Origin of the sequence: Tepidibacter aestuarii, assembly GCF_934924865.1 — a bacterium.
GTDB lineage: Bacteria > Bacillota > Clostridia > Peptostreptococcales > Peptostreptococcaceae > Tepidibacter_A > Tepidibacter_A aestuarii.
The window spans coordinates 1-18403 of sequence record NZ_OW235316.1 but is presented as its reverse complement, the minus strand read 5'-3'; the positions used below and the strand labels follow the sequence as shown (position 1 = coordinate 18403).

The following is an 18403-nucleotide window of genomic DNA, read 5'->3' as shown; positions in this document are numbered from 1 at the left end:
TATGTCCTACTAGAAAAATAATAATTAAATGATATAATAATATAAAAAGAAAAGGGGGATACAATTGAAAATATATTCAAATAATATTCATTCTAATTTAGATTCGCTTAGAATAAAAGACAGTGAGATGCATTTTTATGAAAATTGTATAAACTCTTTAAGTGGTATAGGACTAACAAAAGTAGTTCCTGTAAATGGTATTAATATAGATTTAATGTATATTAAAAATAATAACATTCTATTCATTAAATTCATGGATACTACCGAAGAAATATATTCTATACTAGAAGATGAATTATTAGAAGTAATGGAAGAAGAATACTATACATTACAAGAAAATTTAAAAAGTTTTAATTTAGATGTTAAATATAACTTAATATATATTATGCCCTATATTGAAATAGATAATATAGAAAATGATTTTATAAATAATCATATTATTGATAATATTAAATATAATGAGTTAATTAATGATACAAGCCTATTAGATAAATACTTAATGGGTGAGAATGATGATGTTATTTTAAATCTATTTAGATTCTATATATCACCTGAATACCATGTCATAAAAAAATATGATAAGGAAAATACGAAAAACAAGTTTTTCAAAAAGATATTATTTTCTAAAGATGAATATAGATATAATTCATTATTTTTAAGTCCTTCTCAAATAGAAAAAATCAACTCTATAAAGTATGGTAATACTCTATTTACAGGTCCTAATGGCAGCTCTAAAACAACTATATTAATATCAAGAGCTATAAAACTTGCTAAATTGTATCCAAAGGAAAGATTTTTATTTATAACATATAATAAGCAGCTGATGCATGATATTAAAAATCAAATTAATTTATTATATAAATCACCTGATAACTTAGATATATATAACTATCATGGATTTATATTTAAGATGGCTAAAGATTTGAATCTAGTAATAGATTACAATAAGCTTAAGCTAGATTTTTCTAAATATTTTAAAAATGTTTTTTTACAAGTAAAAAACACATTGAAAGAAAAGAAAATATACAAAGGAATTTTCATAGATGGATGTGAAAACTTTAATGAAGAAGAGATAAAATTTATCCATGGTATATTATTTAAGTCTAAAAATATTTTTAATATATCAGTTGATAAATCTCAAGATATACAAAATAATATCAAATCATTCAAAGGTTTTTGGGAAAATATAGCTTTTGATGATATTATAACTCTTGAATATAACTATAAGCAAACACAAAACATATCTTTATTTGTAAATAATTTCAGAAGTAATATAAAGAAATATATAGAAAATTTCGATGACAATCTACCTAATGATTATTATTTAAATACAAAATCTTTGCGATGTGAAGGTGAAGATGTAGAGATTATATTTGTTGATGATATAGAAGAAAAAATCAAATCAATAATATGGGAAATAGAATACTTAATAACAAAAAAAGGATTCGGTTATTCAGATATAGTGATTGTATATCCGTATAATAAAAGAAAATTGAAAAATGGAAATATGATATATTTTCAATATATTTTAAGAAAAGCATTAGAGGAAAGTAATATACCTTATATATACGCAAATGATGAATTAACAAATTTAAGCAATAAAAATGGAGTAACAATATCTAATATATATTCTATAAATAATCTAGAATATAAATCACTTATATTATGTCAAATTGAAATGTTATATGGGCATCATTTGAGTGAGTCTAGTTCTAATAACGAAATTAACAATTTCATAAAAAACTTAAATATGATATGTACTGCATTAACATGTGCTCTAGATAAGATTACAATAGTTACAACGTTTAAAGAAGAGAACAGCGATATAATAAAGATGATTACAAGTTCGCTCTAAATTAATAGACTAAAACCATCAGGATGGTATATAATACCTATATATAGGACCAAATACCCATTTTAAAATGGGACACATTATGAAGATTTATATGCAATCATATAAAGAAAAATTAGATTTTATTGAAAAATCTATATCTTCAACTAGAAATGAAACTGAAAAAAATTACTAGAGAGGCTTTTGGTTGGATATCAATACAATTACAAATATATGTTAAATAAAATAAGAATGTAGGTAATTACCTACATTCTTATTTTATTTAACAAAGTAATGAAAAAGTATTATTACAGAAAGAACTATTCTATAGTATCCAAATATTTTAAAATCCTTTCTTTTTATATAATTCATAAAAAAAGATATAACACATGTAGCTACTATAAATGAACCTATAATACCTACTAGTAATACCATCCACTGATTAGATGTTATTGTCACTCCACTTTTAACCATCTTGAGCACAGAATAAGCTGTTGCGCCTGCCATTGTAGGTATTGCTAAGAAAAAAGAAAATTCTGCAGCTACTTGTCTTGACGTGCCTAAAAGCATTGCTCCTATGATTGTAGCAGCAGATCTTGAAGTTCCAGGAATCATTGCTAAACATTGAATCATACCTATTGAAAAAGCCGTTTTATAGCTTAGTTTATCAAAATTATTTATTTTGACTCTTTTAGAGCTATTTTCTAAAACTAGTATAAAAATACCACCAATAAACAGCATTATAGCCACTACTATAGGATTACTTAAATAGTTTTCTATTATATCTGCAAATAAAAATCCTAATATAGCAGCTGGAATAAATCCAACTATTACTTTTGACCATAAATTAATAGTTTGCTGTTTTTGTATTTGTGTTTTGGATTTATCAAAAGGATTGAGTTTTTTAAAATACAAGATTACAACAGATAAAATAGCTCCAAACTGAATAATAACATTAAAGTAAAATCCAAAATTACCTTCAAAATTTATCCATTGATTGACAAGAATTAAATGCCCCGTGCTACTAATAGGTAAGAATTCTGTAACCCCTTCTACAATAGAAAGGATTATAGCTTTTAAAATATCGCTCATTGCAAAGCCTCCTTCAAATTATGTACTTTAATACATTCTATAAAATTAACATATAAAGTATATCAGTAAAATTGAATTTTTTCAAAGGATTTTAATTATTAAGTTAGAATTATTATAATTTAATAATATTTGTATTTAGAGTATAATTAATGTGATCTTAAAATATTAAAGGGAGGGAGTATTTATGGAGGGTTTATCAGAATATGAACATGAACTATTCAAGGAATTTTCTAGAAAACTTAAACCTCTAAGTAGATCTGACTATTTAAATAAAATAATCCTATTTAAGTCTACTTTAAGCGATAAAAATTTGCTAAACATAAATATTAATGAAAGCAAACAATTCATAGAATATATCAACAGTATATATGCTAAATCAACTTGCGAAAAAATATACAGTTATTTGCACAGTTTTTATAATTTTCTAGTGAAAGAAAATTATATACAAAATAACCCCTTTGCTAATATAAGTAAACCTTATGTATCTAGAATAAAAAATAAAAACGATGTATTGAGTCTTGATGAGTTAAATAAGTTAATATCTATATTCCCTAATTTGAATAAGAGAGATAGGGCTATAATTTCTTTTTTAATTAGTACAGGATGCTTATTGAACGAGTTAATAAACTTGAAATGGAAAGACTTAACATCTAATACTCAAAATAACTGTTCATGTAAAATAGGGAATCAAAAAAAAGAACGCATAGTGGAACTGCCCTCGTATTCATGGGATTTGATTATGGATTATAAAGAATCTATACAAATTACTAGTATTGACGATTTTGTTTTCAAAAGTAGAAATAGTAACACAATTACTGATAGAAATGTAAGACTTATAGTAAAAAATGCTTTGTCTATGGCTGGTCTTAGTAATTACTCAGCAAAAGACTTTAGACACTCTTTTGCCACATTTTCTTTAAAATCTGGATTAAAAGATGAAAATGTAAAAGAAAAATTGGGATGGAGTGATAAGAACTATGCAACGCGATATAAATACGTTATGAATTTTGTAGATAGTGATGATATTGATTATATTATAGATGATGATGAATTAAATATATATAAATCAAAAAATAATAAATAGCATAGTTATTATAATAATAGAAAGAGGTGAAATAAATGAAATATAAAATAATAGATAGCCATTGTGATAGTGTAACAAGAATAGAAGACAATAATTTGTCTTTTTATGATAATGATATTACTCATATAAATTTGCAGAAATTATTAAAATCCAATGTTAAAATTCAATTTATGGCTGTATACATAGATTATACCATTCCCTTTCCAGATTCCTATTTTAAAGCTATAGGATATATAAATAAATTGCATGAATATGAAAAAAATAGTGATAATATAAAAATAATAAAAAATAAAAGTGATTTAGATTATGTCATGAATAATGATAATATAGTAGGAATTATTATTTCCATAGAAGGAGCTCATATAATAGATGACAATATAGAAATAATAAAATCATTAAATATATTAGGAGTAAAATCATTAACTCTAACTTGGAACTATAAAAACAAAGTGGCTTGTGGCACAATGGAAAGTATTGATTTTGGATTAACTGATTTTGGTAGATCTGTTATAAATACTATGAATAACATGAACATAATAATAGATGTTTCTCACGCTTCTTATAAAACATTTTATGATGTTCTACAATTGACTAAACAACCTATAATAGCTTCTCATTCTTTAAGTAATCATATAAATGAACATAAAAGAAACTTAACAGATGATCAAATAAAAGAACTTTCCAAAATCAACGGAATAATAGGTATTAATTTTTATGAAGAATTTGTTGGAAAAGCTAAGAATATAAGTTCGTTAGTAGATCATATAGAGAGAATAATATATATAGGTGGAAGTGAATGTGTAGGGTTTGGATCAGATTTTGATGGATGCAATGTTATAAATCCTTTAAAAGATTGTACATATTTATACTTAATAATAGATGAACTATTAAAAAGAAATTATAATAATGATTTTATAAAAAAAATATGTTATAAGAATTATTTAGATTTATTATCTAAATTTTACTAACTTTTGATATAATAAAATTAGATTTAAATATAGTTATATATTAGATAGGAGAGATATTATGGAACTTTCAATTAAACATAGCAATATTTCATCATCATTAACTTTAGCTATAAGTGCTAAAGCTAAAAAAATGCAAGAAGATGGTATTAAGGTTATAAGTTTTAGTGTAGGAGAACCTGACTTCAATACTCCTGAAAACATAAGAAACAAAGCTATTGATGTAATTCAAAACAATAACATAGGGTATACAGCAGCTTCTGGTATGCCAGCTCTTAAAAATGCTATATGCAATAAGTTAAAAGTAGACAATAACCTTGTTTATAATTCAAAAGAAATAATTGTATCTAATGGTGCAAAACATTCTTTGTATAATATATTCCAAGCTATTTGCAATCCTGAAGATGAGGTTATAATATCTACCCCATACTGGGTAAGCTACCCTGAATTAGTTAAAATGGCTGGAGCTAAGCCTATATTAATTGACTGTGATGAAGACAATGATTTCAAATACAATATTGATGATTTAAAGAAAAACATAACTCATAAAACTAAAGCTATAATACTAACTAGTCCATCTAACCCTACAGGATCTGTATATACATTAGATGAATTAAAACAAATTGCAGAGTTAGCTGTAAAAAATAATATAATAGTAGTTTCTGATGAGATTTACGAAAAACTTATATATGATAATCAGAAACATATAAGTATAGCTTCATTAAATGAAAAGATAAAAGAATTAACTATAGTTGTAAATGGATTATCTAAATGCTGCGCTATGACAGGATGGAGAATAGGATATACAGCTTCTAATGAAAAAATAGCTATTATAATGTCTAACATCCAAAGCCATGCTACATCAAATCCTAACACTATAGCTCAATATGCTGCAATTGAAGCTTTAGAAGGAGATCAGTCTGCAATTGAATATATGAGAAATGAATTTGATCAAAGAAGAAAAAAAATGGTTGAACTTATAAATGATATACCTAATATTTCATGTAATATGCCTAAAGGTGCGTTTTATGTAATGGTTAATATATCAAAAGTCATAGGTAAAAAATTAGGTAATTATGATATAAACAGTTCTATGGACTTTGCAAATTATCTGTTAGAAAACTCTCATGTAGCTGTTGTTCCTGGAGTAGCTTTTGGGAATGATAATTATATTAGATTATCGTATGCAACTTCTCAAGAAAATATAATAGAAGGATTAAATAGAATAAAAGAAGCTTTATCTAATATATAAAAAAATTAATAATATTTTTTAGCAATTAGAAGTAAAATAAGCTTGATACTATTTAAATAGTATTGAGCTTATTTTGTTTTTTCCTTACGTTTATCATAAAAACATTTGTTAAAGTTCGCATTATATTGTATAATACTATTGTGATATGAAAAAAATAAATATTTCAAGGAGGATATCATGCAAAAACACGATTATTATCAAAATCCTTTAATTCAAAGATACGCAAGCAAAGATATGAGTTACATATTTTCTCCAGAAAAGAAATTTAAAACTTGGAGAGAATTATGGGTTGCTCTTGCTGAATGTGAGATGAAATTAGGAATTAATATAACTGATGAGCAAATTGAAGAACTTAAAGCTAATATAGATAATATAAATTTTGATGATGCAAAAAAATTCGAGAAGGAAACAAGACACGATGTCATGTCTCATGTTAAAGCTTATGGACTTTTATGTCCGACTGCTAAAGGCATTATACATTTAGGTGCTACAAGTGCCTATGTAGGTGATAATACAGATATTATCATCATGAAAGATGCAATGGAATTAGTATTAATCAAGCTTGTAAATTTAATTAATAATTTAAAAAAGTTTGCTTTTAACTATAAGAATATACCTACTCTTGGATTTACACACTTTCAAGCTGCTCAACTAACTACGGTTGGAAAAAGAGCTTGTCTTTGGATACAAGATTTATTAATAGATTTCGAAGATTTAAATAATAGATTAGAGAATTTGAAATTAAGAGGAGTAAAAGGTACTACAGGTACTCAAGCAAGTTTTTTAAGTTTATTTGAAGGAGACCATGATAAAGTAAAACAATTAGATGAACTTGTAACATCTAGTATGGGATTTAAAAAATCATATGCAGTAACTGGACAAACTTATACTAGAAAGTTAGATCATCAAATTTTATCTACTTTATCATCTATAGCTCAGAGTATGCATAAAATGACTAACGATATAAGAATACTTCAAAGTTTAAAAGAAATAGAAGAACCTTTTGCTAAAAATCAAATAGGCTCTTCTGCCATGGCATATAAAAGAAATCCTATGAGAAGTGAAAGAATTTCTTCGTTATGTAAATATGTAATAGCAGAAACATTAAACCCAGCTTTAGTTCACTCTACACAATGGCTAGAAAGAACCTTAGATGATTCAGCAAACAGAAGATTAAGTATAGCTCAATCATTCCTTGCTATAGATTCAATATTGGAAATCGGTATTAATGTTACTGATGGACTAGTTGTATATGAAAATATGATTAAAAAGCATATCGATGAAGAACTTCCTTTTATGGCTACAGAAACTATATTAATGGAAGCAGTTAAAAGAGGCGGGGATAGACAACATCTTCATGAAAAGATAAGAGTTTATTCAATGGAATCTGCTAAAAATGTAAAAGAATTAGGTAAGCAAAATGATTTGATGGATAGAATAATAAATGATCCTGAGTTTAAAATGACTGAAGATGAAATATTATCTATAATGGATCCTATAAACTTCATAGGTAGAGCTTCTGAACAAGTAATTGAGTTTATAGAAATTGAGGTTGATCCTATAATTGATATATTTAAAGATAGACTTGGATTAAGCATAGACTTACAAGTATAAACTAAACTCTATATATTATTGTAAAAAGCAGTAAAAAAGATTAATCTTTTTTACTGCTTTTTATTTCTACTATAGGTTTTCTAAATAATATATTTAAAAGAGCATCTTTATTAAATGGAATTAAAGGCCATAAATATGATTGATTTGCAAAACCCTTAGTTGTACAAATTATAGTACATACTATAATCAAAGATATGAAAAATCCTACGTTTCTAAATACGCCAGTCATGATTAGTATAAACAATCTAAATATTCGTATTGCCATAGCAAATTCTATACTAGGTGTAGCAAATGTTCCAATAGCAGCAATAGCCATATAAAGTATGCTCTCTGGAGTAAACCAACCAACCTTTACTGCAAATTCACTCAGAATTAATCCTCCTATAATTCCCAATGATGTAGATAAGGAATTAGGCGTATGTATAGATGCAAGCCTTAGCGTATCGAGCCCTATTTCCAATAAAATAAACTGTATAAATAAAGGAATATGACCAACTTTAGATGGACCTATAAATTTTAATGCGTCTGGTAATAATTCTGGATTATACACTAAAAATAGCCATAATGGAGTTATTATCATAGAAGAAATCATAGATATAAATCTAACCCACCTTAAATAAGTACCTACCATTGGATTTTGATAATAGTCTTCGGCATGTTGAGTAAAATGAAAAATTGTTACAGGAAGCAACATAACACTAGGAGAATTGTCTACTATTATAGCTATGTGCCCTTCTAATAAATGAGCAGCAACAACGTCTGGTCTTTCCGTAAAGCGCACCTGAGGTAGTGGGTTAAACCATTTTTTCTTAATAAGTAACTCCTCAAGGGTTTTTTCTCCCATAATTAAAGAATTAGTTTTAATTTTATCTAATTGCTTTTTTAATTGTTCTAAAAAATCGTGGTTAATAGCACTGTCTATATAAGATATAGCAACATCAGTCTTAGATTGAGAACCTATAGTTGTAAGTTCGAATATTAAATCTGGGTCTCTGAGTCTTCTTCTAATTAAAGCTGTGTTAAAGATTATAGTTTCAACTAATCCATCTCTAGAACCTCTTGTGACCTTTTCTAAATCAGGCTCTTGGGGTCCTCTTACAGGGTATTCTCTTACATCTAAAAGTATACCTTCTGATTGTCCATCTACAAATAAAGCTGTATTTCCTGAAAGTACTGCTGGTTTCATATCCTCAAAATCAGAAAAAGTAGAAACTTCTATATAAGGAATATCATTTTTTAAAAGAGTTTTTATCACATCTATATCAATGTGATCTATATTTTTTATAGATTGAAGCTTAGTCATAATAAATAGCATTATTTGATCTTTAGTAAATCCATCTATAAATACAAAATTAGCCTTTGTATTTCCTATTGTCCATTCTCTGTTAACTATATCAAAACTTTTATCTATAGGAAGAGTTTTTTTTAATGTTTTAATATTATCATTTAAACTAGAAGATACTTTCATCTTTAAACCTCCATATAACCCTATTCAATTTATATAGTTATTATCTTCTAATTTAGTTTAAATATTCTCTTAATATAATATCCAATTTAAATCGTAAATTATTTGACATTTTATACAAAACTGTAATATTATATTAATATAAACGAAAATGATATTTACTTTCAATTGATTTGAATTTTCTTAAAAGGCGGATGATATATATGAATAATAACTTGAATAATTGTTTTTGCAGAAATGATAATACAGATTCTTTTACAAAATGGTTACTACAATTGTTAGGACCTGTAATATTTGGAGTGAAACCTGCTGAAATAATAAGTTTTCCTTACTCTGACAAACAAAATTTATATAGATTAACAGAAATTAAACATATTTTACATAAAAACAGTAAGATATCCTACAAAGAATTTAGTTACTGTAATAAATGTACTAAAATATTATTTTATAATTCAGCGGAGTTAAACAATACATTATCAGAATATAGAAATTTAAAATTTTTAAAATCAATAGGATATCCTAATAATTACGATTTCGATATATATCTTGATTTTATAATAGAAAAAATGAAAACTGGAAATATTCCAGACGAAATAGGTATATTTCTAGGATATCCATTAAAAGATGTATTGGGATTCATTGGTCACCCTTCATTAAAACTTACAAAAATAAATGGATGGAGAGTGTATGGTGATTCTAGAATATCTGACATTAAATATATGCAGTTTATAAACGCAAAAAATAAAATGAAAGAATTATTGAATTACCACAATGTTAATAATGTTTTAAAAGCAATATAAACATCTTATTTAAGTAATATTAATCACTTATAAACCTATTTATAAATATAATATATAAAAAGTAAAGGAGTAATTAGTATGATTGAGTCTATATACGTATGGATAATATTTATTCTTTTAATAAGTGCTGGATATGTATATTATATTTATAAAACACTTAGTGAAAAAATAGCTTTAAAGCAATCAAAAGAGATAGCATATAGACTTATGCTTTATGCTGAGAAAAACTTTGAAACTGATAAGGAAAAATTCCAGTGGGTAGCTCAAAAATTTTACGAAACAACCTCTTCATCTATTAAGGATCTAATCACACAAGATATGATAGAAGATTTCTTACAAGAAACATATGATGAAATGAAGGAGGTCTTAAATAATTAAAAATAAATATATAAATTCTTGGGATTAAGTCTCCTTTATTATATAATATATTTAACCTAATATAATAAAGGAGACTTAATATGATATTAAAAAGATTTGTTGTAGGCAAAATAAGTACTAATGCATATATAATTCACGATAAGCACACTCTTGATGCTGCCGTTATAGACCCTGGTGATAATTCTAAAATATTAATAGATTATATAAATAGAAATAATTTAAAGTTAAATCATATAATACTTACTCATCACCACTATGACCATATAGGAGCTGTAAAAGACTTAAAAAAACAATATAATAGCGATGTATTAATTCATAAAAAAGACTTAAAAGGTCTTAAAAATCCAAGTATAAACTTATCTAAAAAAGCTAATACAAAGCAAATATCAATTGATGCAGATAAAATTCTTTCAAATGGCTCAGTTATAAATATAGGAAATATACCTTTAGAAGTAATCCATACTCCAGGACATACAAAAGGAGGAATTTCTCTAAAAGCGGAACATCAAAATACAATATTTACAGGAGATACTTTATTTAATGATGGGATAGGTAGATTAGATTTACCAGGAGGTAGTGAAGAAGATATGATAAATACTATCAAAAATATAGTTTCAAAATGGGATGATAGTATTATTATATACCCTGGCCATGGCAATTGGGATACAATGAAAAATATACGAGCTAGAAATGAAGAATATAAGTATATAATTAACTTATGTTAATATATTTTCTTAAATTATTAGATTTATTAAAAGTATAATAATTTATCCGAAAACTAAAAGTTCTAAAACTTCATCATCTTAAGGCTCGAAATAAGAACTTAATAGCTTGTTGATTAGCTTACCCATAGGTCATACGGAACTAAAAATTCAGCTGGGGTGAAAACTGTATATGAATTAAGTTTTGATTTATAATAACTACAAAAAAGTCTTTATTTTAAAGACTTTTTTGTAGTTTTATTCATAATTCTTAATAATAATTAATATTTTGATAATAATCATATATATACTATATTAATTATATTAGAGGTGAACTATGGAAAACAAGTTAGATTATATAAAATATCATCTGGATAACGGATACAAAATAGAAAAATTAAAAAGAAAAAATAGACATATAGGTAAAATTATTCTTTCTTCTGAAGGTAGACAAAAGAAGATTATAGCTTTATTTGGTGAAGAACTTAACAAAACAGCTCAATTTTATTTTGAATTGCTTGATAAAGGATATTATTTATTGTAATATATTAACATACTATATAATTTAAATTAGGGGGAAGTTTATTGAATAAAATATTTACACTAATATTAGTACTAGGTATATCAATAGGGCTTTTGCTAGGATCTTCCATAAACATATTAGCAAATAAAAATAATGGACAATCTGAAAGTAAAAAAGAAAATGAATTTCCTCAATCAATAAATAAGATAAATAATGAAGCACAAAATGAAGAGGAAGAGGATAGAGATCAAATTCCAAATAAAGAACCTGTAAAAAAAATGATAAAGAAGAGTGCGTAAATATAATTATACAAAATGGATTTACTTCCAATAAAGTAGCTGATATTTTATATGAAAATGAACTTATACTTAGCAAAGAGGATTTTTTAACTTTACTTAGATGTTTAGATTTGAGCTCTAAACTTAGAGTGGGAGAAAAAAGCATAAAAAAAGGAAGTAGTATGATGGAAATTATAAATATAATAACTAATTAAGCTACCTAATAAAATAGGTAGTTTTTTTATATACAAGAACTATATAAATTTCAACTAAAACTCGGTGAAAACCCTATCCATTAGTTAACACAAAGTGAATTTTTTTATTTTTGTTATAATATCATAAAAAAAATGTTATGATTAAAATATAACTATTATACAATAGAAAGGAATACTCGATAATGCGAAATATAAAAATTACAATTAAATATGATGGAAGCAAGTACAAAGGATGGCAAAGGTTAAAAACTACAGATTCAACTATACAAGCTAAGATTGAAGCTGTAGTTTCTAAAATGCTAGATGAGAAAATAGAAATAATAGGTTCTGGAAGAACAGATGCTGGAGTTCATGCAATTGCTCAAATAGCGAATTTTAAAACTAATTCACAAATGAATATTTCTAAAATGCATGAATATTTATATAATTACTTACCTCAGGATATAGTTATTAGCAACATAGAAGAAGTAGATGTTAGATTTCATTCAAGATATAATGCTGTATCAAAAACTTATTTATATAAAGTAGACAACAATAAAATACATGATCCTTTCTTAAGAAAATATACAACTCATATCCCAGATAAACTTAATATTGATAATATGAAAAGAGCTTGTAAGCACCTTATAGGGGAACATGATTTCTCTAGCTTTAAATCTTCTAAATCTAAAAAGAAATCTAGTATTAGAACTATAAATTATATAGATATAGAGATAGAAAATGGTTTTATTGATATTAAAATAAACGGAAATGGATTTTTACATAATATGGTTAGAATTATAGTTGGCACCTTAATAGATATAGGGCATGGACAGATAAATCCTGATTATATAAAAGATATACTAGAAAGTAAAGACAGGTCATTAGCAGGATCTACTGCATACTCTCAAGGCTTATATCTATATAAAGTAAATTATAAAGAGGTGATGTAGTTGTTTACCCCAGTTAAAAGTACAAAAGTTTATGAACATGTTATAAATCAAATTCAAGAAATGGTTATGAATGATACCCTAAAAAAGGGGGACAAGCTTCCTCCTGAAAGAGATTTAGCTGAACTTTTAGGTGTAAGTAGAACCTCTATAAGAGAAGCATTGAGAGCACTACAAGTAATGGGTCTTATAGAAAGCAAACAAGGAGAAGGAAATTTTATAAGATCTAATTTTGATGATACATTATTTCAACCTTTGTCTGTTATATTTAAACTTCAAGAAAGTAAACCTGAAGAGATATTAGAACTAAGAAAAATGCTTGAAATAGAAACTGTAGCTCTTGCAGCACATAAAATAACAAATCAAGAAATTGAAGAACTTAGGATTATTATGAATCAGTTAAAAGAATGTGAAAATGAAGATACAAAAGTAAAACTTGATAAGGAATTTCATTATAAAATAGCTGATATATCTAAAAACTCTTTAATTGTAAATATATTAAGCGTTATTTCTAGTTTAATGGACTTTTTTATTAAGGATGCTAGAAAAATTATACTTTCAAATAATGAGAATAAACAGATACTTATAAAGCATCATGAAGATATATACAATGCATTATCTAAAAAAAATGCTACAGAAGCTTCTATATGTATGGCAAAACATATGGAATTTATATATAAAAGTTGCATTAATTAATTTATTAACAACCTGTTCTGATAAAACAGGTTGTTTTTGTATATATTTCCAAAAAAATGCATGTTTCCGAAAGGATAGATGTTAAAAAATAAATTATTCTTGAAATTTTCTGAAAATTAAGGTAAATTAAAAACAGATATGGTATTACCATATTACCATAAAGAAAAAGGAGGGAAAGTATTGAATATTTATCTATTATTTTTAATTGCTTTAGTTCCAGTAGCATGGTTAATGATCTCTTTAGGAGTTTTAAAAATCCCAGCCCATAAAGCATGTCCTTTAGGTCTTTTAGTAACAATATTTCTATCGATTTTAGTATGGAATATGGATTTTGGATCAGCTATCTTAGTATCAATAGAAGGAGTAGTATTAGGGCTATGGCCTATAATGATTGTAATAATAGCAGCAATATTCACTTATAATTTAGCACTTTATACCAAAAGCATGGATATCATGAAATTAATGCTTTCTAGTATATCTAGAGATAAAAGAATTCAAGTTCTTATACTTGCATGGGGCTTTGGGGGATTTTTAGAAGCTGTTGCAGGATATGGTACTGCTGTAGCTATTCCAGCAAGCATATTAATTTCTTTAGGATTTGATCCTATATTTGCAGCAGTAATATGCCTAATTGCAAATACTGTTCCTACAGCTTTCGGAGCAGTCGGTATTCCTGTTTCTACTTTAGCTAATGTAACAGGACTTGATGTTAACTTACTAAGTTACTATGTAGGCCTGCAGCTAACTATTTTTATTATAATTATTCCAATAGTTCTAGTTGTAATAACAACTAAAAGTATAAAAGGTTTAAAAGGTGTATTTGGAATTTCTTTAGCATCTGGTATTAGTTTTGCAATTCCTCAACTATTATGTGCAAAATATTTAGGAGCAGAACTTCCAGCGCTATTAGGTAGTATTTGTTCTTTAGGAATGATTATTCTTTGGGCAAAGGTTTTCTTGAAAAAAGAAGATGATTTTGAAAGTGAATACAGTGTAGGTGAAACTGGATCAAGTATTACTGTAAATAGAATCACAATTAAGGAAGGTATTTTAGCTTGGATTCCGTATATACTCGTGTTTACATTTATTATTTTCACAAGCCCTCTATTCCCAAATATTAATGAATATTTAAGTCATTTCAAAACTAGTATAGTTATCTATGAAGGTAAAACTGTGTTTAAATGGATTTCTACTCCAGGAACTTTAATTATATTAGCTGGGTTTATAGGAGGATTAATTCAAGGAGCTAAAATTAAAGAAATAATTAAAGTTTTTTTATCTACATTAAAGCAACTTTATAAATCAACGATTACAGTCGTATCTATAGTTGCTTTAGCAAAAGTTATGGGGTATAGCGGTATGATTACATCATTAGCTATAGTATTGGTTAAAACTACGGGTAAATTTTTCCCTTTAATATCTCCTATAATAGGAGCTTTAGGAACATTTATAACAGGAAGTGACACTTCTTCTAATGTATTATTTGGAGCACTTCAAAATGAAGTAGCTAAATCAATAGATGTAAACGCTTATTGGCTTACAGCTGCAAATACGTCAGGCGCTACGGCAGGAAAAATGATATCACCTCAAAGTATTGCTATAGCAACTTCTGCTACAGGAATGATAGGAAGTGAGGGGAAAATATTTAATAAAACATTAAAATTTTGTGCTGCTTACGTAGTTATTTTAGGAATATTAGTTTATATTGTAAGTTTATTTATATAAAATACTTATGTTAAAAATTAAACTTTAATAGAAATTTTTGAAATATTGTGATAAAATACTTATTAAATTGGTACTACCAATACACCATTTTATCTAAAATATTTTATTATTTATTATAAAGGGGGATTATTAATGGCTTCAATAAAAATGCCTTACTCTAAAAGTTCTATAGATGCAAATATCCCAGATAAAAATTTAATCAAAATATTAGAATCTAAAGTACATAATTATAGACCGGAATTGTCTCAATTAGAAATAGTACATAAGGCACTAGACAATCCAATAGAGTCTAAATCATTAGAAGAATTAGTAAAGGGAAAAAATAACATGGTAATAATTACAAGTGACCATACAAGACCTGTTCCTAGCAAAATTACAATGCCAATCATTTTAGATAGAATAAGAAATATAGCTCCTGATATAGATATTAAAATATTAATAGCTACTGGATATCATAGACCTACAACAAAAGAAGAAATGATAAATAAATTTGGAGAAGAAATAGTAAAAAACGAAACAATAATCAACCATATGTCAAAAAATAAAGAAGACTTAGTTAAAGTAGGTATACTTCCTTCAGGAGGAGAATTATGGCTTAATAAAATAGCCATGGAAGCTGAACTTTTAATAGCAGAAGGTTTTATAGAACCACATTTTTTCGCTGGATTTTCAGGTGGAAGAAAAAGTATACTTCCAGGAATTGCTGGAGCAGAGACTATATTAGCTAATCATTGCTCTGAATTTATATCAAACAAAAATGCTAGAACTGGCATTTTAAAATGTAATCCAATTCATACTGATATGCTATATGCTGCTAAGGTTTCAAATCTAGAATTCATATTGAATGTTGTGATAGATAAAGATAAAAAAATAATAAATGCATTTAGTGGAGATAGCGAATTTGCTCATGCTAAAGGCTGCGATTTTGTCAAAGATCTTTCTAAGGTTGATAATGTGAAAGCTGATATAGTAGTAACTTCAAATGGAGGATATCCACTAGATCAAAATATATATCAGTCTGTAAAGGGAATGACATCTGCAGAGGCTTGTTGTAATGAAGATGCTATTATAATTATGGTTTGTGCTTGTAATGATGGCCATGGAGGTCAATCCTTTTACGATCAAATGGCAAATGCATCTACACCTAAAGAGGTATTAGATAAGGTATTAAAAATTCCTAGAAATAAAACCATACCAGATCAGTGGGAGTTTCAAATTCTAGCAAGAATTTTAGATAAGTATAAGGTTATAATGGTAACTGATATGTGCGATCCTCAAATGATTAAAGATATGCATATGGATCATGCATATACTTTCGAAGAAGCTTTAATAAAAGCATTTGAGCTGAAAGGAAAAGGTTCTAAAGTTGTTGTCATTCCGGATGGAGTTTCTGTTGTAGTAAAATAATGCATTTAATGGTATTACCACAATACCCATTTATATAAAATAGGAGGATTGTTATGAATATATTTGTATGTATTAAGCAAGTACCAGGTACTACAGAAGTACAAGTAGATGAAAAAACAGGTGTGCTAAAAAGAGATGGTATAGACTCTAAAATGAACCCATATGATTTATACGCAATAGAAACAGCTATGAACATCAAAGAAGAAAAAGGAGGAAAAATAACCGCAATAAGTATGGGTCCACCTCAAGCAGCAGATGTAATAAAGGAAGCATTTATGATGGGAGTTGATGAAGGTGTCCTTTTAACAGATAGAAAATTTGCAGGGGCTGATGTTTTGGCTACAGCTTATACTATAGCTCAAGGAGTAAAAAAATTAGGAAATCCAGATCTTATAATCTGCGGAAAAATGACAACAGATGGAGATACTGCACAAGTAGGTCCTGAGATGGCTGAATTTTTAAATATTCCTCACATTGCAAATGTTTTAAAAATTGTAAAACTAAAGGAAAATTCATTAATTGTTGAGATGGATATGCCAAATACTGTAGAGGTTGTTGAAGTAAGTTATCCTTGTCTGATAACTGTTGAAAAAGATATTTTTCAACCTAGATTGCCTTCATTTAAATTAAAATTATCTAGCAAAGATCGAGAAATACCGTTTTTTAGTTTAGATGCTTTTGACGATAAAGATGAAAACAATTATGGTCTAAACGGTTCTCCTACACAAGTAAAAAGAATATTCCCACCTGAATCAAATGTTGATCATGAAATTTGGAAAGAAGAAAGTTTTGAAATTGTAGATAAATTATTTAATAAATTAAAAGAATTAAAATTCGTATAGGGGGATTATAGCATGGCAAAAATAATTATTAATAATGATAAGATAAAAAACCCAGAAGAATTAACATCTCTTTGTCCATTCAATGCCATAGAATACAAGAATGGTAAGCTAGACATTAATGCCGGTTGTAAAATGTGTAAGATATGTGTAAAAAAAGGTCCTAAAGGTGTTTTTGAATATGTAGAAAACAATAAAATAAAGATTAACAAAGATGAGTGGAAAGGAATTGTAGTATATGTAGATCATGTTGATGGAAATATTCATCCAGTTACATTAGAGCTTATAGGAAAAGCTAAGGAAATGGCTGATAAAATAAACCATCCTGTATACTGCTTGTTTATAGGTCACAATATAGGCGATAGTGCGAAAGAACTTTTACATTATGGAGTAGATAAAGTCTTTGTATATGATAACAGAGAGCTTAAACATTTCAGAATAGAACCATATACTGCCGCTTTTGAAGATTTTATAAGTACAACAAAACCTAGTATAGTCTTAGTAGGAGGAACTACAATAGGAAGATCTTTAGCCCCTAGAGTAGCAGCTAGATTCAAAACAGGATTAACAGCAGACTGTACAATACTAGATGTTCAGGAAAATACAGAT

At 26.8% G+C, this 18403-nt stretch carries 17 protein-coding genes and 1 pseudogene; 16 read left to right on the top strand and 2 right to left on the bottom strand.

Annotation, left to right across the window (positions count from 1 at the left end; translation table 11 throughout):
* Positions 1-64: 64 nt before the first annotated feature.
* Complete coding sequence (locus M2214_RS18000) at positions 65-1855, top strand: P-loop NTPase family protein (protein WP_248484717.1); 1791 nt, start codon at positions 65-67, stop codon at positions 1853-1855.
* A 255-nt stretch (positions 1856-2110) separates the two neighbouring features.
* Here M2214_RS18000 and M2214_RS17995 read toward each other — a convergent pair whose 3' ends face one another.
* Positions 2111-2923, bottom strand: a complete 813-nt coding sequence (locus M2214_RS17995) for an undecaprenyl-diphosphate phosphatase (protein ID WP_248484716.1) — start codon at positions 2921-2923, stop codon at positions 2111-2113.
* A 184-nt stretch (positions 2924-3107) separates the two neighbouring features.
* On the opposite strand from M2214_RS17995, the gene M2214_RS17990 reads away from it, so the two are divergent.
* The 4 genes from M2214_RS17990 to purB all read left to right on the top strand — a co-directional run bounded on the left by M2214_RS17990 (position 3108) and on the right by purB (position 7838).
* A complete protein-coding gene (locus tag M2214_RS17990; RefSeq protein WP_248484715.1) occupies positions 3108-4007 on the top strand; it encodes a tyrosine-type recombinase/integrase in 900 nt (299 codons plus the stop codon).
* A 35-nt stretch (positions 4008-4042) separates the two neighbouring features.
* Complete coding sequence (locus M2214_RS17985) at positions 4043-4975, top strand: dipeptidase (RefSeq protein ID WP_248484714.1); 933 nt, start codon at positions 4043-4045, stop codon at positions 4973-4975.
* Positions 4976-5033: 58 nt separating this feature from the next.
* Positions 5034-6224 (top strand): pyridoxal phosphate-dependent aminotransferase, encoded by a 1191-nt coding sequence (locus tag M2214_RS17980; RefSeq protein ID WP_248484713.1) that lies wholly within the window; start codon positions 5034-5036, stop codon positions 6222-6224.
* A gap of 177 nt (positions 6225-6401) precedes the next feature.
* Positions 6402-7838: an adenylosuccinate lyase gene (gene purB / locus M2214_RS17975; protein ID WP_248484711.1), complete on the top strand. Its 1437-nt coding sequence runs from the start codon at positions 6402-6404 to the stop codon at positions 7836-7838.
* A gap of 40 nt (positions 7839-7878) precedes the next feature.
* Here purB and M2214_RS17970 read toward each other — a convergent pair whose 3' ends face one another.
* Entirely contained in the window at positions 7879-9306 is a 1428-nt protein-coding gene (locus tag M2214_RS17970; RefSeq protein ID WP_248484709.1) for a spore germination protein, read from the bottom strand.
* 200 nt (positions 9307-9506) lie between these two features.
* Between M2214_RS17970 and M2214_RS17965 the strand changes: the two genes are divergently transcribed.
* The 11 genes and pseudogenes from M2214_RS17965 to M2214_RS17915 form a co-directional block, all read left to right on the top strand.
* Positions 9507-10103 carry a DUF3793 family protein gene (locus M2214_RS17965; protein WP_248484707.1) on the top strand — a complete coding sequence of 199 codons (597 nt, stop codon included), beginning with the start codon at positions 9507-9509 and terminating at the stop codon, positions 10101-10103.
* A gap of 78 nt (positions 10104-10181) precedes the next feature.
* A complete protein-coding gene (locus M2214_RS17960) occupies positions 10182-10481 on the top strand; it encodes a hypothetical protein (protein ID WP_248484705.1) in 300 nt (99 codons plus the stop codon).
* 80 nt (positions 10482-10561) lie between these two features.
* Positions 10562-11206, top strand: a complete 645-nt coding sequence (locus tag M2214_RS17955; protein ID WP_248484703.1) for an MBL fold metallo-hydrolase — start codon at positions 10562-10564, stop codon at positions 11204-11206.
* Between the two features lie 313 nt (positions 11207-11519).
* The gene (locus M2214_RS17950; protein ID WP_248484701.1) at positions 11520-11726 is read left to right on the top strand and encodes a hypothetical protein; all 207 of its coding nucleotides are present in this window, start codon (positions 11520-11522) and stop codon (positions 11724-11726) included.
* Between the two features lie 41 nt (positions 11727-11767).
* Positions 11768-12004, top strand: coding sequence for a hypothetical protein (locus M2214_RS17945; protein WP_248484699.1), 237 nt, complete (start codon positions 11768-11770; stop codon positions 12002-12004).
* 376 nt (positions 12005-12380) lie between these two features.
* A complete protein-coding gene (gene truA / locus M2214_RS17940) occupies positions 12381-13130 on the top strand; it encodes a tRNA pseudouridine(38-40) synthase TruA (RefSeq protein ID WP_248484697.1) in 750 nt (249 codons plus the stop codon).
* Positions 13131-13823 carry a FadR/GntR family transcriptional regulator gene (locus M2214_RS17935; protein ID WP_305879813.1) on the top strand — a complete coding sequence of 231 codons (693 nt, stop codon included), beginning with the start codon at positions 13131-13133 and terminating at the stop codon, positions 13821-13823.
* A gap of 180 nt (positions 13824-14003) precedes the next feature.
* Positions 14004-15548 (top strand): L-lactate permease, encoded by a 1545-nt coding sequence (locus tag M2214_RS17930; protein ID WP_248484695.1) that lies wholly within the window; start codon positions 14004-14006, stop codon positions 15546-15548.
* Between the two features lie 132 nt (positions 15549-15680).
* Complete coding sequence (gene larA / locus M2214_RS17925) at positions 15681-16955, top strand: nickel-dependent lactate racemase (RefSeq protein ID WP_248484693.1); 1275 nt, start codon at positions 15681-15683, stop codon at positions 16953-16955.
* A gap of 53 nt (positions 16956-17008) precedes the next feature.
* Entirely contained in the window at positions 17009-17797 is a 789-nt protein-coding gene (locus M2214_RS17920; protein WP_248484691.1) for an electron transfer flavoprotein subunit beta/FixA family protein, read from the top strand.
* A 12-nt stretch (positions 17798-17809) separates the two neighbouring features.
* Positions 17810-18403, top strand: a pseudogene (locus M2214_RS17915) (electron transfer flavoprotein subunit alpha); the annotation flags it as partial.